The sequence below is a fragment of the Acinetobacter sp. UBA6720 genome (assembly GCF_002454215.1).
Taxonomy (GTDB): domain Bacteria; phylum Pseudomonadota; class Gammaproteobacteria; order Pseudomonadales; family Moraxellaceae; genus Acinetobacter.
The window spans coordinates 18,517-43,267 of the sequence record NZ_DKIK01000003.1 but is presented as its reverse complement, the minus strand read 5'-3'; the positions used below and the strand labels follow the sequence as shown (position 1 = coordinate 43,267).

25 protein-coding genes are annotated in these 24,751 nt (G+C 41.0%); 6 read left to right on the top strand and 19 right to left on the bottom strand.

Translation table 11 applies throughout. From position 1 onward, the window contains the following. The 13 genes from B4F08_RS00430 to tviB all read right to left on the bottom strand — a co-directional run. A partial coding sequence (locus B4F08_RS00430; RefSeq protein ID WP_291372373.1) for a GDP-mannose 4,6-dehydratase occupies positions 1-577 on the bottom strand: 577 nt, incomplete at its 3' end. Positions 578-758: 181 nt separating this feature from the next. Next, positions 759-2,624: a polysaccharide biosynthesis protein gene (locus tag B4F08_RS00425; RefSeq protein WP_119064488.1), complete on the bottom strand. Its 1,866-nt coding sequence runs from the start codon at positions 2,622-2,624 to the stop codon at positions 759-761. 57 nt (positions 2,625-2,681) lie between these two features. After that, a complete protein-coding gene (locus B4F08_RS00420) occupies positions 2,682-3,857 on the bottom strand; it encodes a DegT/DnrJ/EryC1/StrS family aminotransferase (protein WP_291372371.1) in 1,176 nt (391 codons plus the stop codon). Between the two features lie 18 nt (positions 3,858-3,875). Beyond that, a complete protein-coding gene (locus tag B4F08_RS00415) occupies positions 3,876-4,532 on the bottom strand; it encodes a NeuD/PglB/VioB family sugar acetyltransferase (protein WP_004684228.1) in 657 nt (218 codons plus the stop codon). Next, complete coding sequence (locus tag B4F08_RS00410) at positions 4,525-5,124, bottom strand: sugar transferase (protein WP_086210710.1); 600 nt, start codon at positions 5,122-5,124, stop codon at positions 4,525-4,527. The genes B4F08_RS00415 and B4F08_RS00410 overlap by 8 nt, the downstream gene beginning before the upstream one ends. A gap of 2 nt (positions 5,125-5,126) precedes the next feature. Then, a complete protein-coding gene (locus B4F08_RS00405) occupies positions 5,127-6,263 on the bottom strand; it encodes a glycosyltransferase family 4 protein (protein WP_291372368.1) in 1,137 nt (378 codons plus the stop codon). Then, positions 6,263-7,354 carry a glycosyltransferase gene (locus B4F08_RS00400; protein ID WP_291372367.1) on the bottom strand — a complete coding sequence of 364 codons (1,092 nt, stop codon included), beginning with the start codon at positions 7,352-7,354 and terminating at the stop codon, positions 6,263-6,265. The genes B4F08_RS00405 and B4F08_RS00400 overlap by 1 nt, the downstream gene beginning before the upstream one ends. Further along, positions 7,351-8,472, bottom strand: a complete 1,122-nt coding sequence (locus B4F08_RS00395; protein WP_291372365.1) for a glycosyltransferase — start codon at positions 8,470-8,472, stop codon at positions 7,351-7,353. Before B4F08_RS00395 ends, B4F08_RS00400 begins: the two co-directional genes overlap by 4 nt. A gap of 15 nt (positions 8,473-8,487) precedes the next feature. After that, entirely contained in the window at positions 8,488-9,039 is a 552-nt protein-coding gene (locus tag B4F08_RS00390; protein ID WP_086210714.1) for an acyltransferase, read from the bottom strand. Between the two features lie 106 nt (positions 9,040-9,145). Then, a complete protein-coding gene (locus tag B4F08_RS00385; RefSeq protein WP_291372376.1) occupies positions 9,146-9,733 on the bottom strand; it encodes an acyltransferase in 588 nt (195 codons plus the stop codon). Beyond that, positions 9,733-10,905, bottom strand: a complete 1,173-nt coding sequence (locus B4F08_RS00380) for a lipopolysaccharide biosynthesis protein (RefSeq protein ID WP_291372363.1) — start codon at positions 10,903-10,905, stop codon at positions 9,733-9,735. Before B4F08_RS00380 ends, B4F08_RS00385 begins: the two co-directional genes overlap by 1 nt. A gap of 10 nt (positions 10,906-10,915) precedes the next feature. Next, positions 10,916-11,938 carry an NAD-dependent epimerase/dehydratase family protein gene (locus tag B4F08_RS00375; RefSeq protein WP_119064501.1) on the bottom strand — a complete coding sequence of 341 codons (1,023 nt, stop codon included), beginning with the start codon at positions 11,936-11,938 and terminating at the stop codon, positions 10,916-10,918. A 28-nt stretch (positions 11,939-11,966) separates the two neighbouring features. After that, a complete protein-coding gene (gene tviB, locus B4F08_RS00370; protein WP_291372361.1) occupies positions 11,967-13,244 on the bottom strand; it encodes a Vi polysaccharide biosynthesis UDP-N-acetylglucosamine C-6 dehydrogenase TviB in 1,278 nt (425 codons plus the stop codon). A gap of 272 nt (positions 13,245-13,516) precedes the next feature. Between tviB and B4F08_RS00365 the strand changes: the two genes are divergently transcribed. From B4F08_RS00365 to B4F08_RS00345, 5 genes are all read left to right on the top strand, one after another. Continuing rightward, positions 13,517-14,611 carry a polysaccharide biosynthesis/export family protein gene (locus tag B4F08_RS00365; RefSeq protein WP_086210719.1) on the top strand — a complete coding sequence of 365 codons (1,095 nt, stop codon included), beginning with the start codon at positions 13,517-13,519 and terminating at the stop codon, positions 14,609-14,611. A gap of 3 nt (positions 14,612-14,614) precedes the next feature. Continuing rightward, positions 14,615-15,043, top strand: coding sequence for a low molecular weight protein-tyrosine-phosphatase (locus tag B4F08_RS00360; RefSeq protein ID WP_086210720.1), 429 nt, complete (start codon positions 14,615-14,617; stop codon positions 15,041-15,043). A 19-nt stretch (positions 15,044-15,062) separates the two neighbouring features. Beyond that, positions 15,063-17,258 carry a polysaccharide biosynthesis tyrosine autokinase gene (locus tag B4F08_RS00355; RefSeq protein ID WP_291372358.1) on the top strand — a complete coding sequence of 732 codons (2,196 nt, stop codon included), beginning with the start codon at positions 15,063-15,065 and terminating at the stop codon, positions 17,256-17,258. Between the two features lie 212 nt (positions 17,259-17,470). Further along, a complete protein-coding gene (locus B4F08_RS00350; RefSeq protein WP_151706922.1) occupies positions 17,471-18,175 on the top strand; it encodes an FKBP-type peptidyl-prolyl cis-trans isomerase in 705 nt (234 codons plus the stop codon). A 53-nt stretch (positions 18,176-18,228) separates the two neighbouring features. Next, positions 18,229-18,921 (top strand): FKBP-type peptidyl-prolyl cis-trans isomerase, encoded by a 693-nt coding sequence (locus B4F08_RS00345; RefSeq protein WP_119064511.1) that lies wholly within the window; start codon positions 18,229-18,231, stop codon positions 18,919-18,921. A 173-nt stretch (positions 18,922-19,094) separates the two neighbouring features. On the opposite strand, the gene murJ is transcribed toward B4F08_RS00345, so the two are convergent. The 5 genes from murJ to B4F08_RS00320 all read right to left on the bottom strand — a co-directional run bounded on the left by murJ (position 19,095) and on the right by B4F08_RS00320 (position 22,787). Beyond that, positions 19,095-20,651 carry a murein biosynthesis integral membrane protein MurJ gene (gene murJ / locus B4F08_RS00340; protein WP_171264502.1) on the bottom strand — a complete coding sequence of 519 codons (1,557 nt, stop codon included), beginning with the start codon at positions 20,649-20,651 and terminating at the stop codon, positions 19,095-19,097. A 77-nt stretch (positions 20,652-20,728) separates the two neighbouring features. Further along, complete coding sequence (gene ampD / locus B4F08_RS00335; protein ID WP_291372352.1) at positions 20,729-21,292, bottom strand: 1,6-anhydro-N-acetylmuramyl-L-alanine amidase AmpD; 564 nt, start codon at positions 21,290-21,292, stop codon at positions 20,729-20,731. A 53-nt stretch (positions 21,293-21,345) separates the two neighbouring features. Continuing rightward, positions 21,346-21,798, bottom strand: coding sequence for a hypothetical protein (locus tag B4F08_RS00330; protein ID WP_228156964.1), 453 nt, complete (start codon positions 21,796-21,798; stop codon positions 21,346-21,348). Positions 21,799-21,967: 169 nt separating this feature from the next. Further along, positions 21,968-22,285 carry a hypothetical protein gene (locus tag B4F08_RS00325; protein ID WP_110974425.1) on the bottom strand — a complete coding sequence of 106 codons (318 nt, stop codon included), beginning with the start codon at positions 22,283-22,285 and terminating at the stop codon, positions 21,968-21,970. A gap of 130 nt (positions 22,286-22,415) precedes the next feature. Next, on the bottom strand, positions 22,416-22,787 hold the full coding sequence (locus B4F08_RS00320) for a hypothetical protein (RefSeq protein ID WP_110974424.1): 372 nt from the start codon (positions 22,785-22,787) through the stop codon (positions 22,416-22,418). 184 nt (positions 22,788-22,971) lie between these two features. Here B4F08_RS00320 and nadC point away from each other — a divergent pair, with 184 nt between their 5' ends. Continuing rightward, positions 22,972-23,817: a carboxylating nicotinate-nucleotide diphosphorylase gene (nadC, locus tag B4F08_RS00315; RefSeq protein WP_291372348.1), complete on the top strand. Its 846-nt coding sequence runs from the start codon at positions 22,972-22,974 to the stop codon at positions 23,815-23,817. A gap of 73 nt (positions 23,818-23,890) precedes the next feature. Here the strand turns inward: nadC and rph are convergent, their stop codons facing one another. Continuing rightward, positions 23,891-24,607, bottom strand: coding sequence for a ribonuclease PH (rph, locus tag B4F08_RS00310; RefSeq protein ID WP_086210727.1), 717 nt, complete (start codon positions 24,605-24,607; stop codon positions 23,891-23,893). Positions 24,608-24,751: the final 144 nt, after the last annotated feature.

Below are 24,751 nucleotides of genomic sequence, written 5' to 3'. Positions count from 1 at the left end.
AAGGACCATAGTTGTCTGAGCAATTGGTTAAAACGACAGGTAACACATAAGCTCGGTGCCATGCACGAACCAAATGATCTGAACTAGCCTTACTTGCTGAATATGGTGAACTTGGAGCATACGGTGTTGTCTCAAGGAACAAGTCATCTGTACCTTCTAAGTCACCATAAACCTCATCCGTTGAAATGTGGTGGAAACGAAATGCTTGCTTTTTATCTTCGCTTAAACCGTTCCAATAATGACGAGCAGCCTCCAACAACTGGTATGTTCCAATAATATTGGTTTCAACAAATGCAGCAGGGCCTGTAATTGAACGGTCAACATGCGATTCAGCAGCCAAATGCATCACAGCATCTGGTTGAAAACTTTCAAATAATTGATCTAATGCAATGCGATCACAAATATCAGTTTGGGAAAATTGATAACGCTCATTATTTTCAACCAATGCCAACGATTCTAAATTACCCGCATAAGTGAGTTTATCGACATTGAGTACCTGATGGGGTGTATTTTGAATAATATGGCGAACGACTGCTGAACCAATAAAACCAGCACCGCCTGTTACCAATAATTTCATATTTTCCTGCTCTTAATTTAAATTGATTGATAGCAAAATAATTTTAGGTTATCTATAGATAAATAAGATGTTTCTTTATTCTAAAACTATTTCAGTATTTTATTCAAAATATGTGAATGAATTGTATAAATAGTTTAATTGAACACGTTAGACTTTATCAAATGAACATCAATAAAATATATCAATTCTTGTGCAAATCTTTGGTTTTGTAACCCTCTACATAGGTTTGTAAGATATTTTTAATTTTTGCCTGATTATCTCCTTGTTCAGATAAATCAGATAACTGCAAAAATACGCTGTTAATTTGATCAAAAAAATAAAAATGCTCATACGATTTTAAAATTCGTTCATGGTCAGTTTTGCTAACATTTTCAGATTCGATGAGTAGCTCTTCATATAGTTTTTCACCTGGACGCAGTCCAGTAAACTGAAGTGCAATATCGCCTAAGCCTTTTTCATCCATAGGTTTAAAGCCACTTAGACGAATCATCTGTTTAGCCAAATCAACAATTTTAACGGGTTCACCCATATCCAGTAGAAAAACATCTCCGCCTGTTCCCATTGCCCCCGCCTGAATCACTAACTGCGCAGCCTCAGGAATGGTCATAAAATAACGAGTCACCTCAGGATGCGTTACTGTAACAGGTCCACCTTTTTCAATCTGTTTTTTAAACAAAGGAACGACAGAACCTGATGAACCTAATACATTACCAAAACGAACTATACTGATTTGTGTTTGCGGTTTTGTGGCAGCTAAACCTTGACAATACAATTCTGCCATCCGTTTCGATGCACCCATGACATTGGTTGGACGTACAGCTTTGTCCGTAGAAATCAAGACAAAGGTTTCTACCCCTTGAGCCACAGCGGCATCAACACTACGGGCCGTACCAATTGAAGTATTATAGATCCCTTCAAACGGGTTGGCCTCAACCAAGGGCACATGCTTATAAGCTGCTGCATGGTAAACCGTTTGCACAGCATGCTGTTGCAATATACGTTCCAATTTTATTTGGTGAGTCACAGAACCTAGTATAGGCACTACTTCTACACCTGCGTTTTGTAATTCGCGATCAATGGAATACAGTGCAAATTCAGACATTTCAAATAAAACAAGGCATTTTGGTTGATGCTTCACGATCTGACGGCAAAGTTCTGAACCAATTGATCCACCTGCACCAGTTACCATCACCACTTTATTTTTAATATTTTTTTCTAAAAGCGCTAACTTTGGTGGTACTGGATCACGTCCTAGTAAGTCAATAATGTCGACTTCTCTGATGTCAGAGACTTGAACGCGGCCACCTACCAGTTGGGTGACACCAGGCAGTTCCATAATTTTGACATTAGACGGTTCAAAAGACTCAATAATTGCTTTTTTACGTGCACGGCTTACAGATGGCATAGCCAGTAATATTTCTTCGATGTGAAACTTACGAAATGCTCCGAGTGCCTTTTTCGGTGAAAAGATTTTTAGTCCGCTTAAAGACTGCCCTTGTAGCGAAGCTTTATCATCAATAAAACAGACGGGCAAATAGTCATCCGAGCGATATAATGCGGCCGCAATTTGCTGCCCCGCAAGCCCTGCACCATAAATCGCGACACGTTTACGATTTTGCTTTTTCACAAAAGTACGCAGTGTGGCATAGCGAATCACAGCACGGCTCCACCACATCCAAGAAAACAGCACAAAGCCGTACATGAGCGGAATGCTCATAGGAATAAAGGCTAAACCAAGTTTCTTAACCGCATATAACCCAACAATTTGAATAAATGTCGCAATCGAGATCCGTAGCAAATAGTCTTCATTGAAGGAGCGTACAATCGCGCTATAAATGCCGAGTAAGGCAAAAATTGCGACACCAAAAACACCTACATACAGATACCAGAAATCTAAGCCTTCCATGACGGGAACATTGGGTTTGGCTAGTCGAATGGCATAAACCAGCCACATCATCAAAGGCAAAACACAGATATCCATGACCACTAACACAGCTTGTTTTTGACGGCGCGGCAAAGATGCAATGACTCGGATAATGTCTTTCACGATGGGCTCAATGGTTTAGATAAAGGCAAAAAGTTGCATAACAAATTATACGCTGTTTCACATGGAGATTTGTGAGATCACCTGTTGGATACTATCCACCGTTTTTTGCATGTTGCTGTCGGACAAAGTCGGATGTACCAAGAACATTAAACTGCTTTCTCCCAAGCTTTTGGCATTAACCAGTCGTTGCTCAGGACGCCACGGCGTTCCATCGAAGGCTTTTTCTAAATACACTTCTGAACATGAACCACTAAAGCATGGCACACCCAGTGCATTAATTTCCGCCATAATGCGATCACGCGACCAACCTTCTGGCAATTGTGCTGTATTCACTTGTACATAAGCCTTATATGCCGCATGAACATAATTCGCAGGTGGCATTGGCACAGTAAAATAAGGGTTATTTTCAAAACTTGCTAAAACGCGACGCATATGCGCATTACGCACTTGCGTCCATTCTGGCATTTTTTGGAGTTGTAAGCGTCCGATGACAGCCTGCATTTCCATCATGCGCCAGTTGGTACCAAAGCTGTCATGTAACCAACGAAAGCCGGGCGGGTGCTGTTTGTTATAAATGCTATCAAAGTTTTTACCGTGATCTTTATATGACCACATTTTTTTCCATAAATTTTCATCATTGGTGGTGACCATACCGCCTTCACCACCCGTGGTCATGATCTTGTCTTGGCAAAATGACCATGCGCCAATATGCCCAATTGAACCTGCGGATTGACCTTTATAGAATGCACCATGGGCTTGAGCACAATCTTCGATGACCCAAATCCCTTTTTCCTCAGCCAACTGCATGATCGGGTCCATATCACACATCCAACCCGCCAAATGCACACAAATAATGGCTTTGGTTTTCGGAGTAAGCACAGCTTCAATCGTACGACGTGAAATATTCTGTGAATCCAGCTCAACATCGGCAAAAACAGGATTGGCACCAGCCGTCACAATTGAACTGGCAGATGCAAGAAATGTCCGTGAAGTGACGATCACATCATCGCCTGTGCCAACGCCAAGGGCTTTTAAGGCCAAATCCAGTGCGACTGTGCCATTCGCTACAGCGACGGCATACTGCGTCTGCGCAAATGCTGCAAATTCTTTTTCGAACTCACGGCACTCTTGTCCTGTCCAATAATTGACTTTATTGGATAAAAGGACCTTTGACACCGCATCTGCTTCAGCTGAGGTGAAACTTGGCCACGGTTCAAATGCAGTGTTTAACATGAGTTTTTCCTAAATTTATCATTTACTGGTCAGTATACGGGCAGGATTTCCCACCACTGTTACACCCGCAGGTACGCTTTTGGTCACCACAGCGCCCATACCCACCACAGCACCACGACCAATCACCAAAGGTTGCGCAGGTGTGCCTTGTTTAATCACGGCACCTGCACCAATATAAACATGGTCTTCTATATGAATATTACCGTTGCATTTTACGCCCGGTGCAAACGTGACGAAATCACCAATCACACAATCATGCTCGACATAACTATATAAGTTGGCATGAAAACATTTGCCAATTTTAATATTGGATGTAATCGTGACAAAAGGACTCAACGCAGCACCTGCGCCAAGTTCTACCGTATCCATCAGCAGCGTATTATCTGCCTGCACTGACCACAATGGAAGACCATCTTGCTCCAGTTTCAGCGCAATTTTTTCACGGACTTGACTATTGGCAATTGCAATCAGTACCGCTTTGAAAGATACAGGCTCCGCTTTAAATTGTGGGTAGTTCATGGCACGATGACCATTCACTATGGTAATTTCAGTCAAGGCATCATCAATAAACACAATTTCAGCAGGCTCTTGCTGACGTGCTAATTGTTGACGTGCTACAGGCATCAAACTACGTCCACACCCCGAAGCACCATATACGGCATAAAGCTTAGTCATGTTTGCTGCCTGTAAATTTATGCATAGTGACATCACCTTCGGCACTAATATCATCTTTCGCGAGCACTTTTTTGACGGTTTTCAGCATGATTTTAAAGTCGAGCCACAAGGACTGATTGTTGACATACCATGTGTCGAGTTCAAACTTCTTTTCCCATGAAATGGCATTACGTCCATTCACCTGCGCATAGCCCGTAATACCGGGGCGCACATCATGGCGTTTGGCTTGCTCGCTATTATATAAAGGCAAATATTCCATCAACAACGGGCGTGGTCCCACGATACTCATGTCCCCTTTAATCACATTCCATAGCTCTGGCATTTCATCCAAACTGGTGGCGCGGAGCATTTTACCAAAGGGCGTTAAACGCTCACTATCGGGTAGTGGATTGCCTGCTGTATCCAGTGCATCTTTCATGCTACGAAACTTAATCATTTCAAACGGTTGCCCATGTAAACCCGGGCGAGTTTGGCGAAAAAGTACGGGAGAACCCAAATTCTTTTTTACTTTATACGCCACCAGCGCATAGACAGGAGATAACAGCACCAAAGCAGTTGAGGCGATCGCGACATCTAAAATTCGTTTCAGCATGCTTAAACTCCCATCTCGGACATCATGTGGGCATTCACTTGATGGACATCATATTTCTCTAAAGCGATTTCACGCGAACGCTGCCCCATCTGTACCATCAGTTGTGGGTCATCAATAAAAGTTTGCATGGCGTGTACCAACTCTTCAACCGATTTCACCTGAACCAAATACCCGTTCTGACCATGGAGCACTGTTTCTCGGCAACCTGGGGCATCCGTAGTGATAATGGCACGCCCCATCGCCATAGCCTCAAGTACGGTGCGAGGTGTACCCTCACGATAAGATGGCAAGACATAGACCGAACTGGCTGCAATTGCAGGTCGTACATCACTGAGTTTACCCCAATAATTGACGACTTTCTCTGCCACCCAAGCGTCTAGTTCGGCTTGCGCAATTGCAGCAGGATTTTCATCAATCCAACCCACCAAATGAAACTCGACTTCTGGATGCTTTGCTTTGATGATGCGAGCCGCTTCTGCATATTCTCGCACCCCCTTATCCCCCAATAAACGAGCAATCAGCAAGAAAGAAGCCTTTGCTTGGCCATGTTCATTTTTAGGCAAATCCAGCACCGCAAAATCCTGCACATTCACCCCAGAACCATTCACCACCACCGTCGCTTTTTGAGGTGATAGGAGTTGCATGCTTTGAAATAATTTTAAGTCGTCGGGATTTTGAAAAAAGACTTTGTGTGCATGCTTGAGCGCTTGCGCATACAGACCATGCACCATTTTTTGAAAAATACTGCGTTGACCCGATTCCGCATTTTGAAAGGCATACCCCAAACCCGTAATCAATGCAAAACGATGGGGCACTTTTGCCAAGCTTGCAGCCAATGTGCCATAAATCACCGGTTTGATAGTATAAGACAGCACATAATCAGGCTGAATTTGGCGAATCAGCTGATACATCGCTTTTAAGGTTTTGAGGTCTTGGATTGGGTTGGTTCCTGTACGTTGCATGGGCAGCGTATGTACCTGATAACCCAATTGCTGCAGTTTATTCAACTCATCAGGATAGTCGTGTAAATCAGGCGCTAAGACATGTATTTCTAAACCCTGAGCATGAATCGCCTCTAACAATTTACCGCGAAAGTTCAGTACAGACGGTAGATAACTACTGATCATCAAAAATTTCATCAACCTTGTCTCCATACTGTCATGTATTGCTGGCTCACGTGCTGAATACTAAAGTTCTGCTCTACCCGCGCCCGTGTTTGTTGCTTTAAACTGCGCTTATCAGCCTGCGACAATTTTACATAGTTTAAAATAGCCGCTTTCAACCCTGCTACATCGCGTGGCGCAACCACCCAACCTTTCTCTTCTACAATATATTTAGCATCCCCAACATCCGTCGTGATGCAGGGTAAACCTGATGCCATCGCTTCGACCAAGACATTGGGAAAACCTTCCGTAATCGAAGTCATCAAAAAAGCATCCAACGATTGATAAAAAGCCGGCATATCCGAAACCTGATCGAAGAGCTGTACTTTTTGTGGATCTAACTGATGCTCAGCAAAGGCTTGTTTGATTTCAGGAGTGTCTAAATTGGCACCACTCCCCGCAATTTTAAATACAATCGGCTGATCTTTAAGTTCAGCAATCACTTGCAATAAATATGCATATCCTTTAGCTGTATGGTAGCGCCCTGCAAAACCAATTGTGATCGGTTCATGCAATTGCTCATTTACTTGAAACTGATCCAAGGCAACACCATTGGCAATCACCTGCTGATTTGCATTGTTAAAACCAAACGCTTGATGTTGCTCAAGGGATGAATGTGCACAATACACAATGCCTTTCGGCTGCTGAGAGAAAAGCTTGCTGAGGTTTAATGCCACTTTGGTACTCAGCGACTCTTCTTTAGGTGATGCCAGTGAATGATGAACCCCCCAAAAAACAGGTGGTTTTTGTTGCATGCCCAACAGACTTAGACTGGTCATCGCATTGGCATGGTACATCCAACCTTGTACCACATTCGGTTGAATCTGTTGCAGTAGTGTTCTGAGTTTAAGCATGACACTAAAACTGTTTATACCCTTCCAATTTAAACTGTAGTGTGAAGAGCACAGCTTCAAGGTTTCGGCATAAACATTGGATACATGCATTAATGAGATAATAATGTGTTCATACTCTGCCTGCGTTTGCGCAACCAAACGGGACAGCATCATTTCAGCGCCACCCACACCTGCGAAGTTGGTAATCACATGTACAACCACAGGTTTGTTCATACTGCCAACCCCATCATCTGAGCATAGCGTTGCAATACCGTATCTTTATGGAACTGCTGACAGTGCTGTTCAAATTCAGTCGCAGTATATTGCACACCGTCTGCACAAAGCGCTTGCTGCATAGCCTCTGCTAATGCAGGTGCATCATCGCAAGGCACCAATAAGCCGAATTTGGCATTATCCAAAATTTCCATCGGGCCACTTGGACAATCGGTACTCACCACTTTAATTTTTGAAGCTAGCGCCTGAATCAGCACACCTGGCAAACCTTCCCAATTTGAACTCAGCACAAACAGTTCAGCATATTTAAAATAAGCATAAGGATTGGCATCAAAACCGGGTAAATCCACAACATCGTGTAGACCCAAGTCAGCACGTAAATGTTCCAGTTCCTGACGCAACTCACCTTCACCCAAAATGATCAAACGGGTATTGGGCTGCTGTTGATGTAACCTAGCAAAAGCACGAATTAAATTAGCAAAGTTCTTTGCTTCCGTTAAACGTCCAACCGCCATGATGACTTTAAGATTAGGCTCAAAAAAACGATGCGTTACAGGTGCTTGAAGTTTGAGAAAATAACTGTCATCAATCACGGGGTTGTAAATGGTGACTAAATTAGACTGTTGATAGCCATAGTATTTGCGAAAATCCTCTAACACCCCATTGGATACACAAACCACTCGGTCCGCCATGGGATAGCTATAGTTCACGAGGCTTTTCAAGACAAACTTGGCAAAACCTTGCAACTTCATATTTTTCGAAGGTGTCGACACTTCACGGAAGATTAATTTGGTTTTGACTCTTGCCAGTTTCTTGGCAAAGGCACAAATGATATTGCTATGGGTTTGGGTGGCAACGACTGCAAGGTACTGCCCTGTTTTTAATTGTTGTTTTAGTGGCATCAAAGCATTCACCACTCGCCCACAGTTCAAATCAAGCAGTTGGATTTTAGGGCTGACCTCAGGACGTAATTTTCCCTTTTCACCCTGTATATTACATACAGCCAAATCCACCTGAATACCTTGCTCAGCAAAGCTATTGGCCAGCTGGATGACGGTTCGCTCAGCCCCTCCACCACCCAGTGTTGGTAAAAAGAACATCACTTTATTCAACATCATAAAATCCACTTAAAGCTAAAGCTGAGATTGTTTTTGTGCTTGAAGCTCAATCGCACGCTGCACACGTTGAGTATAGTCCTGAATCCCTGCAAGCTCAGAGTCACTGGCACAAGTGGTTTTAATTTTGGCTTGAAAGTCATCAAAACTGCTCACCACTTTGGCAGGTACTCCAATTGCTACACTATTATCAGGAATATCTTTAGTCACCACTGAACCTGCGCCAATCACCACATTTGAACCAATCGTGACCCCCGGCATAATAATGCTATTGACCCCAATAAAAACATGAGAACCCACATGAATAGGGGCAAAACGTTGATAACGCTTGCCTTGCGCATCATAAACAAGGCAGGTACTACCATCATGCGTAATAAACTTAACGCCTGAGGTGACTGTAACGTGATTCCCTAGATGAATCAGAAAAGGTTCAGAGCCCCAGCTCTTGATATAAATTCGACAATGCTCACCGATAGTCACACCTTTTTTACGCGCATAAGCAATACTGCCCTTGAACATAAAATAGGCTAAATCAAACACTGTGTTGAAAATTGACCGAATCAATGCCATGTATCAAAAAGACCCAAGATAAATAGATAAATGTGCAACAAAAGTACTGCAGCGGGCTATTTTACTCTCAATTGTGCAACACGGATATGCTCTGTCCAACAGAGTTTTATTTTATTTTTTTCGCAGGTGTTCCCACGTAAACCCCCGCCTCTGGAATGCTTTTACTCACCAATGAACAGGCGCCCACGACCACATTATTGGCAATATTGACGCCATCAAGCACGGTTACTCGAGCACCAAACCAAATATTTTCACCAATTTGAATCCCCTGTTTAGTAATTTGATCTTTGACCAAAATCTCAGGATCATCAAACTTATGGTTACTGGCGATCATAATACTTTGCGTACCAATCCGGGTATTATCCCCAATGCTTAGACCACCACAGCCATTGAGAAAAGATTTGGAGTTGATACTGACATTCTGTCCAATTTCAACCTTGCCACCAAAACACTTGATATAACAGCTTTCACCAATAAAACTGTGATCACCAATCCAAAGCGTGGCGCCCTTTTCCACAATAATCGTGACATCATCCCCAATATAGACATTTTCCCCAATACTCACGACACCGCTAATATCGAGCTTAGTCCGCTTCCCAAAATATTTAAACCGACTTGAAAATGCCATGTTATACAGCGTCTTACGGCACTGTGCAGAGAGCCAGTTGAGCAACTTCAAAGTTTTAAAAAACATCACAATTTTGCTCTCCACACCACATATAAAATGGAAAAATTATAAAAAATGAGTGCTACAGGAACAGCCAAAAGCATATAAATTTTATCATTCATCATGACATAGAGCCCAGCAAACAAAATGAACTTTAAAATCAATTCCACAATTTGCAGTCTAAACAAAACTTGGCTGTTTCGTTTCGCAATCAGATAAGCTGAACTGGGCGGATTACAAAAGACCGCCCAATAGCCCAATGCCAAAATTTGGAAATAGGTTGAAATACCGACCCACTCATAGCCAAAAGCCCACAAATAAACACTTTCAGGTAATACAAAAAATACTGCAAAAAATGGCAGCGAAATCAGGCTTAAAATCACACTGCTATGCAAAGCCTGACGATTGGTGTGTGCATGTTTAAATTTGCGAATAAAAAATTGGCGAAGGGTTTGCGACATTAGGTTAATTGGGACACGGAGCGTACGTTCAACAATGGCGTAAAAACCCATTGCCTGCACCCCGACAAAATGTGAAACCACATAGTATGGCAAGTTATGTGAAAAACTATTTAAAAGTGCATGCGGTGTATTGCTATAGATAAAATCTTTATAATGCTTAAATGCCTGCCAACTCACGCTATAGAGTTGATTTTTTAGAATATAAAGCACCACAATCATAAGCATGATCACTGAACTGACCGCATAACTACTCACCAGGCCAATGCTCATCCATAAAGGTAAACTTAACTGCACCACCATCACAATCAGGCTTCTAAAAATATTTAGTCCTGCACAAAAATATTCGGCATGTACTGAAAACTTATAGTTATAAAGGCTTTGAATCAAAGTATTGGCAAGTATTCCACTACAAATTGCCCCAACCATTGCTCCATCAAAAAAGCAACTCAAAACACCTGCCGAAAGCAAGGAAATAATGGTGGCAAAAATCGCACCTTCGAAAATCAGACTTTTTTGATGCTGTTGTTCGGCCACCAATTGCGCTTGGTCCAAACGCAAATTCGCTACTGTCGATAAGACACTAACGATGGCTAAAGCAATACCATATTCACCAAAGTCTTGAACCGAATATAAACGCGTTAAAAAAGGCAGGGCGATAAATGTCATTATCGCACCCACTAATAAACTGCTGGTGATTAAACCAATCGACTGGTATTTGGCGAACAGGCGCGCAATCATGTCAACCCGTTCAGGTCAAATTATTGACATACCAACGCATTGCCAACTGAATGCCTTCAGCAATCGGGTATCCAGGCGCATATCCTAAAGCCTGTTGAATTTTGGCAATACTGGCTTGTGAATGGCGCACATCCCCTGCACGAAATTCACGATACACTGCAGACTTTTCATAGCGAATTGAGTTTTCAAACAATGCAACTTGAATTGCAGCATATAGATCATTCAAGGTGGTACGATCACCCACAGCTACATTATAAACTTGGTTTTTGGCCTCGTCAGGGGCTGTGGCTGCCAAAATATTGGCTTGTACCGTATTATCAATAAAACAGAAATCGCGACTGGTTTCTCCATCACCGTTGATGAAAACATCATCCCCTGCAATCATCGACGCAGTCCACTTGGGAATCACGGCTGCATAGGCACCATTTGGATCCTGACGTTGTCCAAAAACATTAAAATAGCGCAAACCAATGGCTTTAAAACCATAGCTACGGGCAAACACATCTGCATATAGCTCATTCACATATTTAGTTACGGCATAGGGTGAAAGTGGATTTCCAATATTTTCTTCAACTTTAGGTAATCCTGGATGATCACCATAGGTTGAACTGCTTGCCGCATAACTAAAACTTGAAACATGCGCATCACGTGCTGCGGTCAGCATATTCAAAAAGCCACTGATATTGGTGTCATTGGTCGTGATCGGATCAACAATCGAACGTGGTACAGAACCCAAAGCAGCTTGATGCAAAACATAGTCCACACCAGTACAAGCTGTTTGACAGTCTGCAAACTGACGAATATCACCCTCAATGAAATTGAAATTTGACCACTGTGCCTCTGAGACACATCCTTTCACTTCATCAAGATTATGTTGATAGCCTGTCGCAAAATTATCTAACCCGACCACGATCTGATCTAGCTTTAATAATGTTTCAAGCAAATTTGAACCAATAAATCCAGCAACGCCCGTGATTAGCCATGTTTTCGGTGCTTGTTGTAACTGCTCGCAGACCGTTTGATATTGGTTCATCGTAAATTTTCCAAAAACATTCAATAAATTATAGACGTAAATCAGACTCTGATTGATCTAATACATATTTTAAATCATACAAGACATGGCTTTCTTTACCTAAAGCACGAATTGCATCAGCGCCCATCACCTTAAATTGCTGGTGTGCAACCGCAAGAATCACTGCATCATAAGTTTGCTGATTTAAAGACTGTACTGGGCTAATCGCATATTCACTTTCAGCTTCTTCTGGGCTCACCCACGGGTCATATACATCAACATCAATATGATATTCTTCAAGTTCTTTCACAATGTCGATGATACGGGTATTACGAATATCAGGACAGTTTTCCTTAAAACTGAGCCCCAAGACTAAAACTTTTGCGCCTTCAACCTGAATCTTCTTTTTCACCATACTTTTAACAAGTTGGGTGACGACATAAGCACCCATGCCATCGTTCAGACGACGACCTGCCAAGATAATTTCAGGATGATAACCCATCGACTGTGCTTTATGAGTTAAGTAATACGGGTCAACCCCGATACAGTGCCCACCCACTAAACCTGGACGGAATGGTAAAAAGTTCCATTTCGTTCCTGCGGCTGTGAGTACATCTTCTGTATCAATGCCCATTTTATTGAAGATCAAAGCAAGTTCATTAATTAAAGCAATATTTACATCACGTTGCGTGTTTTCAATCACTTTTGCTGCTTCTGCGACTTTGATACTTGGCGCTTTGTGCGTGCCCGCTTCAATAATAAGATTATATACTTCATCGACAAAATCAGCGACTTCGGGTGTAGAACCTGAGGTGATTTTTAGAATATTCGTAACCCGATGGAGCTTATCCCCTGGATTAATCCGTTCGGGGCTATAGCCCGCAAAAAAATCTTGATTGAATGTTAAACCTGATACTTTTTCTAAGACAGGAATACAGGCTTCTTCTGTTGCACCGGGGTAAACGGTCGATTCATAGACAACGATATCACCCGCAGATAATACCTGACCAATACTTTGTGATGCTTTGATTAATGGGGTGAGGTCGGGTTGTTTAAATTCATCAATCGGTGTTGGAACGGTCACAATATAAAAGTTACAACTTTTTAGATCTTCTAAATCTGCGCTATAACTCAACTGAGTTGCTTGCATCAACTCATCTGGAGACACTTCCAAGGTATGGTCTTGACCAGACTTTAACTCATCAATTCGCTTCTGATGAATATCGAAACCCAGCACAGAAACTTTTTTACCAAACTCTACAGCCAGAGGTAAACCAACATAACCTAATCCGATGATGGCAATTTTTAGATCAGCGAGTTGTAGCATGGTACAGCCTTGTGCAATTTGAATAGGATAGGAGCAGAGATCTCAACGTTGCACAATATAGCAGAAATTTGATTTCTTTTAATGACTAAATTATGTTACTTAGTCCTCAAAAAATTATTCGATTAATTATAGAAACAGTACGTTTCACCAACATCTTAGGCTATGTTAAAGATATTAATTGGTATAAAATCTAACTGTTTTATATAAATTCTTCGGGTTGTCATAGCCCTGATCCATTATTCAAATTATTTATAAATAGGGTTTATTTTCGAGTGAGTTACTACCGCTATAGCATATTGTTAGCACTCAGTTTAAGCATAACTGGTTGTGCCGTAACATCAGGACTTCAAACTTATGATCTTCCTGAACAAGGCTCCTATAAAACAAATCAAGGTGCTGAACTTAATGTTGTACAGTTAACACAAGAGAATATCTCTAATATAGCGCAAGCACCTGTCAACAATTTTTCAGATATTCGAACTTTGTTTAATAAAAAACAAGGTATTTATCGCTTGAACTATGGTGATGTCCTATCTATCCAACTTTGGGCATATCCAGAAATTACTCCGCCTATTCAAGATGCGACCAGTGTACGAACTGTAGGCTACCCGATTGATCCAAACGGGAATGTCCAACTTCCTTTAATTGGTTCTGTCAAAATTGCTGGAAAAACGCTTGCTGAAGCACATACATTCTTGCGTAGCCAATTTAGCAAGTATCTCAAGAATCCTGACGTGATTGTCCGCGTTCTGTCTTTTGAAGCAAAACGCTACTATGTCAACGGGCAAGTGCTTAAAAGTGGACAATACACCATCAATGATCTTCCAATCAGTCTCTATACTGCCCTAGGTCAAGCGGGCGGGATCGACACCAAGACTGGAGATACGACCAATATTCAACTCATCCGAAATGGTCAAACATATAATCTCAATACCATTCAGTTAGAAAAACAAGGCTTATCACTCCATAACCTACTGATCCAACCTGACGACACCATTTTCGTTAACACCAAACAAGACCAAAAACTATATGTCATGGGTGAGTCGAGTAAAAGCCAAGCGATTAGCTTAAGAGATCAAGGCATGTCTTTAAGTGATGTATTGGGTGAAAGTGAAGGTATTAATCCATATTCTGCAAGTGCAGCACGAATTTATGTAATGCGCACAGACTTAAAGTCCAAACAATCAACCATTTATCATTTAAACTTGAGTAGTCTGGGTAATTTGGCCTTAGCCAATCAATTCGACATGAAAAAGAACGATATTGTCTATATTGATGCAACAGGTTTAACGCGTTGGCAGCGTGTGATGAATCAAATTGTTCCGTTCTCAAGTGCTTTATATAGTTTTGATCAACTTGGAAAATAAGTCATGGGGATACAAAATATTTTAGTGGTTTGTGTTGGAAACATTTGTAGAAGTCCAATGGCGGAATATTTCCTCAAACAGGAAAATCCACAGCTCAATATTGACTCTGCAGGTCTATCCGCCATGGTGGGACATGGTGCCGATGACAAGGCTATTCATTGTATGGATCAATTTAAGATTGATATGCGTCAGCATGTCGCAAAACAGATCAATGCCAGCCTCATTAAAGCTGCCGATTTGATTTTGGTGATGAGTAACAACCAAGCTCAACATATAGAAAAACAGTGGCCTTTTGCTAAAGGTAAAGTCTTTCGCCTAGGTCATTGGCAAAAACAAAATGTTGCTGACCCCTACCAGCATAATCAAGCTTTTTTTGATATAACCTGTAGCAATATTCAACGCTTTGTTGCTGATTGGAAATCACATTTTTAAATTATTACGATATTAAATTATGAATCAAAACTCTAGCACTAGCGAAGATACAATCGACTTAAAAGAGTTATTTTTTTCTCTGATTGCTCAGTGGAAACTCATTGCTCTTTGTATTATTTTCAGTTTAATTTGTGCATTACTTTATTTAAGAGTCACTCAACCCATTTATGCTACAGATGCGATGGTTCTCGTTGAAGACAGCAAAAGTGCTGCCTCAGCAGCACTATTAGGCGAGTTAAGCCAACTCTCAGGAGCGATGGGGCAAAAATCACCAGCCGATGCAGAAATTGAAGTTCTAAGATCTCGCATGGTTTTGGGACAAGTGATTCGAGATCTCAACCTTGATATTGAAATCAAGGCCCCAGAAGACTCCGCATTTAATCGTTTGATTTCAGAGAAAAAGTCAACAGTTGATTACACTCCAACTGAAGTGGTTTATCAAAATAAATCATCCGTAGTTCAAATTAAACAATTGAATGTCCCTGATTTCTATCTAGATGAACCCCTTCAACTAAAATTCAACGAATCAAACACATTTCAACTACTACATAAAGATGAAGTTGTTTTTGAAGGCAAAACCAATGTCAAGAATCAAGTGCCTAGTCCGTATGGCTTGTGGCAAGTGTATATTGTAAAAAATAACAATCTAGCCCCAGAACTTAAAATCACAAAATACGCTCTACCAACAGCAATGAAAAACCTAATGTTGAATTATGGTGTTGCGGAACGTGGAAAAATGACAGGTGTAGTCGGTTTAAGTTACCAAGGCACTGATAAAGCACACATTACCAAAGTTCTGAATCATATTTTAAGTGTTTATCACAAACAAAATATTGAAAGAAAGTCCCTAGAATCAACGCAAACACTTGCCTTCTTAGATAAACAATTACCTTTACTTAAGCAACAACTCGAAGATTCTGAGATTAAGTTCAATAGATTCCGTGAAAAATACAACACCATTGATGTGACCCAAGAATCTGAACTGTTATTAAAGCAAAATATTGAGCTTGAACGCTTAATGATTGAGCTCAAGCAAAAACAAGCTGAACTTTCTGCAAAATATACCAATGATCACCCTTTAATGGCAGAAATTAATGCTCAGTTGAAAGAGTTGACTGGTAAAAAAGAACAGTTAAATCAAGCTTTGAAACAACTTCCAGAAACCCAGCGCTTATATTTACAGCTTTATCGCGATGTTAAAGTCAATGCAGAACAATACACTGCTCTGCTAAACAACTATCAACAGTTGAAAATTGCAAATGCCGGTGAGATTGGTAATGTACGTATTGTCGATACAGCCGTTAAGCCTTTTGAAAAAGTTAAGCCAAAGACACTTATCGTTCTAATTTTATCGCTCTTTGTCGGTGGTTTCCTTGGTACGCTGTTAGCATTATTACGCAATATGATGCGCTCAGGCATTAAAGACTCCGCTCAAATTGAAAATGAGCTGGATCTACCTGTGTATGCAACAGTCCCTCGTTCACCCGTGCAAGAAAGTCGCATCAATATTTTGAAGAAGAAAAAGAATATTCCTATTTTGGCTGTTAAAAACAGTGATGATATTGCGATTGAAAGCTTACGTAGTATGCGTACCGCCATTCATTTTGCTTTAAGTTCTGCAAAAAATAACCTGATTATGATTTCAGGCCCAGCACCAGAAGTCGGGAAATCTTTTATTTCGACCAACTTAGCCACAATTTTGGCGCAAAGCGATAAACGTGTTTTGATTGTAGATGCTGACTTACGTCGTGGATATTTACATAAATACTTTAACTACGACACTCAACCAGGTCTCACTGAATTACTCAATGGCCAACACAGCTTAGAGACAGTGATTCGAAATACTGAAGTACCTGGCTTAAGCGTCATCTCCAGAGGTAAAAGTCCAGCCAATCCATCTGAACTCTTAAGCTCGGCTCAGTTTAAGAACGTCTTGGAACAACTGTCTGAAAAGTTCGCTCATGTGATCATCGACACACCACCAGTACTGGCTGTAACGGATGGGATTATTATTTCTCAATATACAGGCGTTAATTTAGTGATTGCGCGTTATGCGAAAACACAAATGAAAGAGCTTGAGTTAACCATCAATCGCTTTGAACAAGCAGGTGTTAAAGTCAATGGCTTCATTCTGAATGACATTCAACGTACAGCTGGTTCAGGTTATGGCTACAATTATGCTTATGCTTATAAAGCCAATAAAGAATCAGACTAAAGACAGCTATTAGCCGATAAAAAGCCAGAATGACAGTTCTGGCTTTTTATTTTGTATGACAAACGTTTATATATTCAAATCCTTATAGTTTTTTTAAGGACTTCGGCATATATTAATTTGGAAATGTACTCTAGGTACAAAACACGTGATTCATGAAGTCTGCTAAGATGCTGAAAACTTTTTGAATGTAATAGAATTAGGAAAAATTTCACATGAGTAAAGCCTTACCGATTGCTGTAGCTGTTCTTCTAGGCGGTGCTGCACTTGTTCCCGTTTATTATGCATCTCAACACCCTGCTTCGGCTGAAGCGCAAGTTTCAAAAAATGCATCTGCCGTAGAAAAAATTAGCTATGCACTAGGCTATGAAGTTGCTCATCAAACCCCACCAGAACTCGACATTAACAGTTTTGTCACCGGTGTTCGCGCAGGTCATGCCCGTAGCCAACCCGCGTATACAGAAGAAGAATTAAAACAAGCCTATGAACAGTTCCAACAAGAAATGCAACAAAAACAGGCTAATGTTGCTCAACAAGCACAGACCACTAGCGATAATTTCTTAACTGAAAATGCAAAAAAACCTGGGGTGAAAACTACAGCTTCAGGCTTACAGTACAAAATCACCCAAGAAGGTACAGGCAAGCAACCAAATGCAAACTCGGTAGTGACGGTACACTACAAAGGCCAGTTGGTCGATGGTAAAGTCTTTGACAGCTCAATTGAGCGTGGCGAGCCAATTGAGTTCCCATTGAATCAAGTCATTCCAGGTTGGACTGAAGGTTTACAACTGATGAAAGAAGGTGGCAAAGCGACCCTCTATATCCCGTCTAACTTAGGTTATGGTCCACAAGGGGTACCCGGTATGATCCCAGCCAACAGCACACTTATTTTTGATGTAGAACTGATCAAAGTAAAATAACAATGCCAACTCAAGGAGAGCTTTTGCTCTCCTGTTTTTATTGAGAACAATTTATGAAAATTCAAACAACATTACTCTGTGGCTTGTTCCTTTCAACTCCTCTTTTCGCGGCGCCTATCACCAATAAAAGTAGTGTTCATCAACAGGTCGGTTATAGCTTTGGTTATTTGATGGGTCGCAGTAATGCAGAGTCTATTCAAGATTTAGATATAGATGCTTTTGTCCAAGGGTTACGAGAAGCATCCAAAGGCCAAACTGCCTCATTAAGTGATGAAGATATGGCGCGTGTACTCACCCAATATAAGCGTCAAGCCGAAGCGAAACAATTATTAGAAGTCAAACAATTGGCAGACAAAAATGCCAAAATTGGTGCAGCATTTTTAGCTGAGAATGCAAAAAAACCTGAGGTGAAAACTACAGCTTCAGGCCTGCAATATATGGTTTTACAACAAGGTCAAGGCAAGTCACCCAAGGCCAACAGTCGAGTCAAAGTCCATTATGAAGGACGTTTGATTGATCAAACGGTTTTTGACAGTTCGATTGCCCGCCAACAGCCTGCAGAATTCCAAGTCAGCCAAGTCATTCAAGGTTGGACTGAAGGTTTGCAACTGATGAAAGAAGGAGCGAAATACCGTTTCTTTATTCCATCTAAACTGGGTTATGGTCAAATTGGTTCAGGTGATGTAATTGAACCGAACAGCACGCTGATTTTTGATGTGGAACTGATTGCAGTATTGCCAAACTAAGGCAGTTAGGCAAAATAATTCTATAGATAAAATAAAAAGCCTGACATGTGATCAGGCTTTTTATTGATTACGCTTTTTATGAATTACAATCTATTCTCAAATCAAGCAATGCTTACTTTTAAGCTACGCGCTTCACTGGTCTTGCAGCATAAAATCAAGCAGTGCTTTTTGTTTTATGCTTCATGCTTTAAATGGCGTGGTCTAAAACCCGTCATGAATAAACCAATGGCATAAGCCACCGCACCGACCACACACAGCCCAACCACTTCAGCAACGCGAATCCACTGTGACATTTCGCCATTATACCAAGTCAGTCCGTACCACAATGCTGCAATCATCACGGCGTTAGAAATACCAAACTGAATAAACAGTTTTTTCCAGTGTGCACCAAAACGGAAAATATCACGCTTATGTAGATAGAAATACAACATTCCTGCATTTACAAGTGCAGACCCAGAAGACGCTAAAGCCAGTGCCATATGCTCTGCATGCCAGTCAATCAATTTAAAGAAACCAATAAACACTACGTTTAAAATCGCATTCGCAGCAACGGCCATTAGCCCCACACGGACAGGAGTCTTGGTGTCTTGTTGTGCATAAAACCCAGGTGCAAAGACTTTAATCAACATGAATGAAATCACCCCGGCGCTCATACACTGCAACGCTAAAGCCGTCATTTGAGTATCTTCAAGGGTAAATTGTCCGCGTTGGAATAGGGCCTGAATAATAGGGGTCGATAACATAAACAGTGCAATACTGGCAGGCACGCCAACCAAAACAATCACCTTCGCAGCCCAATCCATCATGCCACGAAACTTCGACATATCTTGCTCTGCATGACGGGTCGACAATGCCGGTAAAATTACCGTACCAATCGCCACCCCAATCAACCCCAAAGGCAATTCAGTCATACGTTCTGCACTATATAACCAAGACACAGAACCATCTTGCATAAACGAAGCCCAAATGGTGTTTAGAAGTAAGTTAATTTGCGTAACAGAAACACCAAATAGTGCAGGCAACATCAATTTCATGATGCGATCTACACCCTCATGTTTAAAATCGACTTTCGGCGGAATCAGTAATTTTTTATGCCAAAGTTCAGGAATTTGGATCGCTAATTGCAATACACCCGCAGCAATCACTGCCCAACCGAGTGCCATAATCGGCTCCGCCATATACGGCGTCAACCACCATGCTCCTGCAATCATCGCAACATTCAGCAATACTGGTGAAAATGCGGGTGAAGCAAAGGAACCATAACTATTTAGAATACTGCTGGCAAAGGCTGTCAGCGACATAAACAATAAATAAGGAATAGTGAGGCGGAACATCGAAACTGCAAGATCAAACTTCTCAGGGTCAGCATGGAAGCCCGGTGCATAAATATACAATACGGCAGGCGCCGCGACCATAGCCAAGAAAGTTAGAGCTGTCATGATCGTCATCAAACAACCAAAGACACGGCTAATCAGGATTTGAACTTCCGCATGGGTACGCCCAGTTTTATATTCGGTCAGTACTGGAATAAACGCCTGAGAGAATGCCCCCTCAGCAAACAGCCGACGAAAGAAGTTCGGTATACGAAAGGCCACCACAAAAGTATCGAAATCTTTACCCGCACCAAAGACATTCAGCAAAACAATGTCTCGTACCAAACCCAAGACCCGAGAAAGCATGGTCATTGCACTTACAATTACGGTTGACCGCCACAGCGCCATCGTATCCACCTAGTTTTTCGTTTGCCGCTATTGTAATGAAACTTCAACGAATATTTGATTGTTTAATGTTGTTGTCTGCACTCAATTTATTGACTTTTTAACTGCTGCAAACGGCTTCTATATTTGTACCAATCGAAAAATGGGCCAGGATCCGTTTTTCGACCTGGCGCAATATCGGAATGCCCCGCCAAATGCTGTTGAATTTGAGGATAGGTTTGCTGTAAGCAGGCAGTCACATGTACCAATGCTTCATATTGGGCATCTTCAAAAGGCATGTCATCACTGCCCTCAAGCTCAATGCCAATCGAATAATCATTGCACTCTTTTTTGCCCAAATAACTCGAACGCCCTGCATGCCATGCACGGTCATGAAAGTTAACAAATTGTAAGACTTCCCCGCCTCTTAAAATCAGTAAATGTGCTGAGACTTGCATGCCTTGAATAGTTTGAAAATATGGATGTACTGACCAATCCAATTGATTTTGAAAAAATTGTTCAATATAGCCACCACCAAACTGTGAGGGGGGCAAACTGATATTATGAATGACAATCAGTTGAATATCAGCATCTGCAGGACGTGCGTTAAAATTAGGCGATGGGATTTGTCTCGCACCTTGTAATCTGCCATTATGGATTGTAAATTGTTGCATTCTGAGCCTAATCTACTCATAGTTTTTATGCTTCTTATATAGCACAACTCATACTAACAACGTAATTGTAGTCTATAAGAGTCAGCTAAAACTCTTGCATCCGAAAGAGCATTATGTGGAATTTCGGAACTAAAGCACATCTCTCCAGTCCATAGCTCCATAGTCAAAGGTGGTGTTCGTATTGCTCGTCCTTCGCTAATAATAAGACTACGCGTAAATAATGATAAATCTTCTGCCCAATCTGCAACCACATGAATTTTTAAATATTCATTCAAAAATAAAGCTAATTTATTTTGAAACTCTATTAAAGAAATAGGTGTTTTAACCAGTTTAGGAATGACATTTTCAGCAACCCAAGGCTCTGGATGAGTGCAAGTTAAAACTTCATAAAAAGAGTGCCCATCTCCGTCTACAAGTGCCATTGAAATGAGTTCACCACCAAAACCATTGAATTCACAGTCTAAAAATAGGTTCATCTTATTTACTTTATTTATTGAAATTATCATAAAGATAGACCCTAAACATAAGTTAAGGGTCTAATATTTATTTACCTAAAGATTCAGCATCTCTTTTAGCTCTCTTAGATGAAATTCATTTTTGCTTCCATGTTTTTTATTAAATTATAAATAACCAGTCATATCATAAACATGGCTATACTAAGATTAAAAATTATGATTACACAATATTTTGTTTTCTTGCAGCTTCTAATGCAACTTGCACATCTTGAAGGCTAAAAACGACTGATAAATTTTCAGGATTAAATGGCTCGTCCTCTGAAACTCCATCCCTATGAAATTTACCATGATAGCCATTAAATTTTTTAGATTCATTTTCCGTAAGATCAATCTGATAATTAGGTTGTTTACCTATTCCTCTTTGACCAAAGCGTACAATATTGCTACTCAGACGTTGCATGTTATTTAAAACATTCGTAAGAAATTCAACTCCTAATGTATCAATACCGCGCCCCCACACCACACTATTATTACTCATTATTTCGTCTCCTATTTATGGAATACTGCTTTATTGGATATAAGATCATACTAATACAAGATCCAACATAGAACGTAATATATAGTACTATGATTAATCATGCAACACTTATTAGCCTTGTATAATTCTTCTATTTATTCTCCCCAATCTCTCGATATAATGTAGCAGCATAGAAAATTCTACTATTTGTGACGACTCTCATATTCTTTGAATGCAATTGATAGCCCTCTGATTCCATTACTTGCCTAACCATCGCACCCAACATTTGTTTTGTACGATCATAAATTTTTCCATCTATCTTCAAGTTTTCCATTTGCTCTTTTGTTTGCATTAGACCTGAGCGTAGCAAATCTTTTTCAATTCCTAATAAGGCAGGCTTGTTCAAATCACTGGCTGTTTTCATTTGAATAATCGATTTCTCTGTATTCAAAAATTGCCATAATTTTTGTCCTTGTTCTGTGCGATACAACTCAACAAAATTTTTACTATTAAATTCAGCCATAACTTTCTCTATATGCGAATAAGAATAACATTATAGCAAGCAAATTAAAGTACTACATAAATGCATCTATATATTTCAAATATACTTTCACACTAATAATCGAGATGAAATACTTATTTTTTCTGAGGAGGGTGCTAATATATTGCGCAATTTTCATGGCTTCTATAAAGATACGGACAATCGGATGAGCATATCGCAGCAACTGCTTGAACACTCTATTCAACTGAATATTCAACAGGCATTACAAGAAGACATCGGTGATGGCGACATTACGGCACTTTTGACGCCTGAAGATGAGCAAGCAACTGCGACCATTATTAGCCGTGAAGACATGATTCTTGCTGGTCAACCTTGGGTCAATGCATTAATTGCAGCTTTCGATCCCAGCGTACAAATCACGTGGCTAAAAAACGATGGCGACCTGGTTCTTGCCAATGAAACCATTTTTAAACTGGCGGGTTCAGCACGCAGCTTACTTACGGTTGAACGCCCTGCACTCAACTTTGTACAAACCCTGTCTGCAGTTGCAACCAAAACGGCTGAATATGTCAAACAACTGGATGGCTTAAATACCAAGTTGCTAGATACCCGTAAAACACTACCGGGTCTGCGCATTGCACAAAAATATGCAGTCGCGATCGGCGGGGGGCAAAACCATCGTTTAGGCCTATTCGATGCTTTTTTAATTAAAGAAAATCATATCATGGCAGCTGGTGGCATTGCTCAAGCGATTGCCAAAGCGCATCAAATTGCCCCGGGCAAACCTGTCGAAGTCGAAGTCGAAACATGGGCTGAATTAGACCAAGCATTAGAAGCCCAAGCGGATATCGTGATGTTAGACAACTTTAGCCAGCAACAAATGATTGATGCGGTCAAGCATGTCGCAGGACGTTGTAAATTGGAAGCGTCAGGCAACATCACCATTGACAACTTACGTGAAGTGGCAACCACAGGCGTGGATTATATTTCGATGGGTGTGTTGACCAAAGATGTCAAAGCCGTCGATCTTTCCATGCGTTTTAATGCTTAATTTGAAAAGATTGCATTCAGTCAACACGCCATAAAAAAACGCACTAGATAGTGCGTTTTTTTTGCGTGAAAACTTACCAGCCCAGCGCTTGCTGTTGTTTTTTCACCAATTCTTGAATGCCCTTTTCGGCCATTTCTAACATGGCATTGCACTGTACACGGGTAAATGGTTTATCTTCCGCTGTACCTTGAATCTCAATAAACTCACCTGCTTGGGTCATCACCACGTTTAAATCTGTTTGGCAGTTTGAGTCTTCTTCATAGCACAAGTCTAAAAGCACTTCGTCTTGGAAAATACCGACTGAAATGGCAGCAACCAAACCTTTGAGTGGATCCTGCTTAATTTTCTTTTTCTCAAGCAGCGTATTCATCGCATCAATAAGGGCCACCGCAGCACCAGTGATCGCAGCAGTCCGCGTACCACCATCTGCTTGAATCACATCACAGTCAATGGTAATCGTATTTTCACCGAGTTTCTTTAAATCCACCATGGCACGTAAACTACGACCAATCAAACGTTGAATTTCTTGAGTACGACCACTTTGCTTACCACGTGCCGCCTCACGGTCACTACGGGTATGGGTTGAACGTGGCAACATGCCATATTCTGCTGTTACCCAACCTTGACCTTTACCTTTTAAAAAACGCGGAACTGAGTTATCAATGCTCGCAGTACAAAGAACTTTGGTATGACCAAACTCAACCAATACCGAACCTTCTGCATAACGTGTATAGTTACGCGTAATAGTAACATCACGTAATTGATCTAATGCTCGTTGGTCGATACGCATAATACGTCCTTCATCTGACTAAGTTGATTGGCGCATAGTATAGCAGAAGCAAAGCCAAAGCATTTGCTCCACAAGCTCGCTTTTGTAATTGATCGCCAACCTCACTTTAGATCTTGATTCTTTGTTAAACTAAAAGACAAATGA

Coding starts and splice junctions, on each gene's coding strand:
- B4F08_RS00385 (WP_291372376.1), bottom strand. CDS start 9,733: ATGTTTTTTAAAACTTTGAAGTTGCTCAACTGGCTCTCTGCACAGTGC.
- B4F08_RS00320 (WP_110974424.1), bottom strand. CDS start 22,787: ATGGCTGAATTTAATAGTAAAAATTTTGTTGAGTTGTATCGCACAGAA.
- B4F08_RS00375 (WP_119064501.1), bottom strand. CDS start 11,938: ATGAACCAATATCAAACGGTCTGCGAGCAGTTACAACAAGCACCGAAA.
- B4F08_RS00355 (WP_291372358.1), top strand. CDS start 15,063: ATGAATCAAAACTCTAGCACTAGCGAAGATACAATCGACTTAAAAGAG.
- B4F08_RS00345 (WP_119064511.1), top strand. CDS start 18,229: ATGAAAATTCAAACAACATTACTCTGTGGCTTGTTCCTTTCAACTCCT.
- nadC (WP_291372348.1), top strand. CDS start 22,972: ATGAGCATATCGCAGCAACTGCTTGAACACTCTATTCAACTGAATATT.
- rph (WP_086210727.1), bottom strand. CDS start 24,607: ATGCGTATCGACCAACGAGCATTAGATCAATTACGTGATGTTACTATT.
- B4F08_RS00405 (WP_291372368.1), bottom strand. CDS start 6,263: ATGAAATTTTTGATGATCAGTAGTTATCTACCGTCTGTACTGAACTTT.
- B4F08_RS00415 (WP_004684228.1), bottom strand. CDS start 4,532: ATGACTAAGCTTTATGCCGTATATGGTGCTTCGGGGTGTGGACGTAGT.
- B4F08_RS00420 (WP_291372371.1), bottom strand. CDS start 3,857: ATGTTAAACACTGCATTTGAACCGTGGCCAAGTTTCACCTCAGCTGAA.
- B4F08_RS00330 (WP_228156964.1), bottom strand. CDS start 21,798: ATGATAATTTCAATAAATAAAGTAAATAAGATGAACCTATTTTTAGAC.
- tviB (WP_291372361.1), bottom strand. CDS start 13,244: ATGCTACAACTCGCTGATCTAAAAATTGCCATCATCGGATTAGGTTAT.
- B4F08_RS00410 (WP_086210710.1), bottom strand. CDS start 5,124: ATGCTGAAACGAATTTTAGATGTCGCGATCGCCTCAACTGCTTTGGTG.
- ampD (WP_291372352.1), bottom strand. CDS start 21,292: ATGCAACAATTTACAATCCATAATGGCAGATTACAAGGTGCGAGACAA.
- B4F08_RS00380 (WP_291372363.1), bottom strand. CDS start 10,905: ATGATTGCGCGCCTGTTCGCCAAATACCAGTCGATTGGTTTAATCACC.
- B4F08_RS00350 (WP_151706922.1), top strand. CDS start 17,471: ATGAGTAAAGCCTTACCGATTGCTGTAGCTGTTCTTCTAGGCGGTGCT.
- B4F08_RS00390 (WP_086210714.1), bottom strand. CDS start 9,039: ATGGCATTGATTCGGTCAATTTTCAACACAGTGTTTGATTTAGCCTAT.
- B4F08_RS00360 (WP_086210720.1), top strand. CDS start 14,615: ATGGGGATACAAAATATTTTAGTGGTTTGTGTTGGAAACATTTGTAGA.
- B4F08_RS00395 (WP_291372365.1), bottom strand. CDS start 8,472: ATGATGTTGAATAAAGTGATGTTCTTTTTACCAACACTGGGTGGTGGA.
- B4F08_RS00400 (WP_291372367.1), bottom strand. CDS start 7,354: ATGAACAAACCTGTGGTTGTACATGTGATTACCAACTTCGCAGGTGTG.
- B4F08_RS00325 (WP_110974425.1), bottom strand. CDS start 22,285: ATGAGTAATAATAGTGTGGTGTGGGGGCGCGGTATTGATACATTAGGA.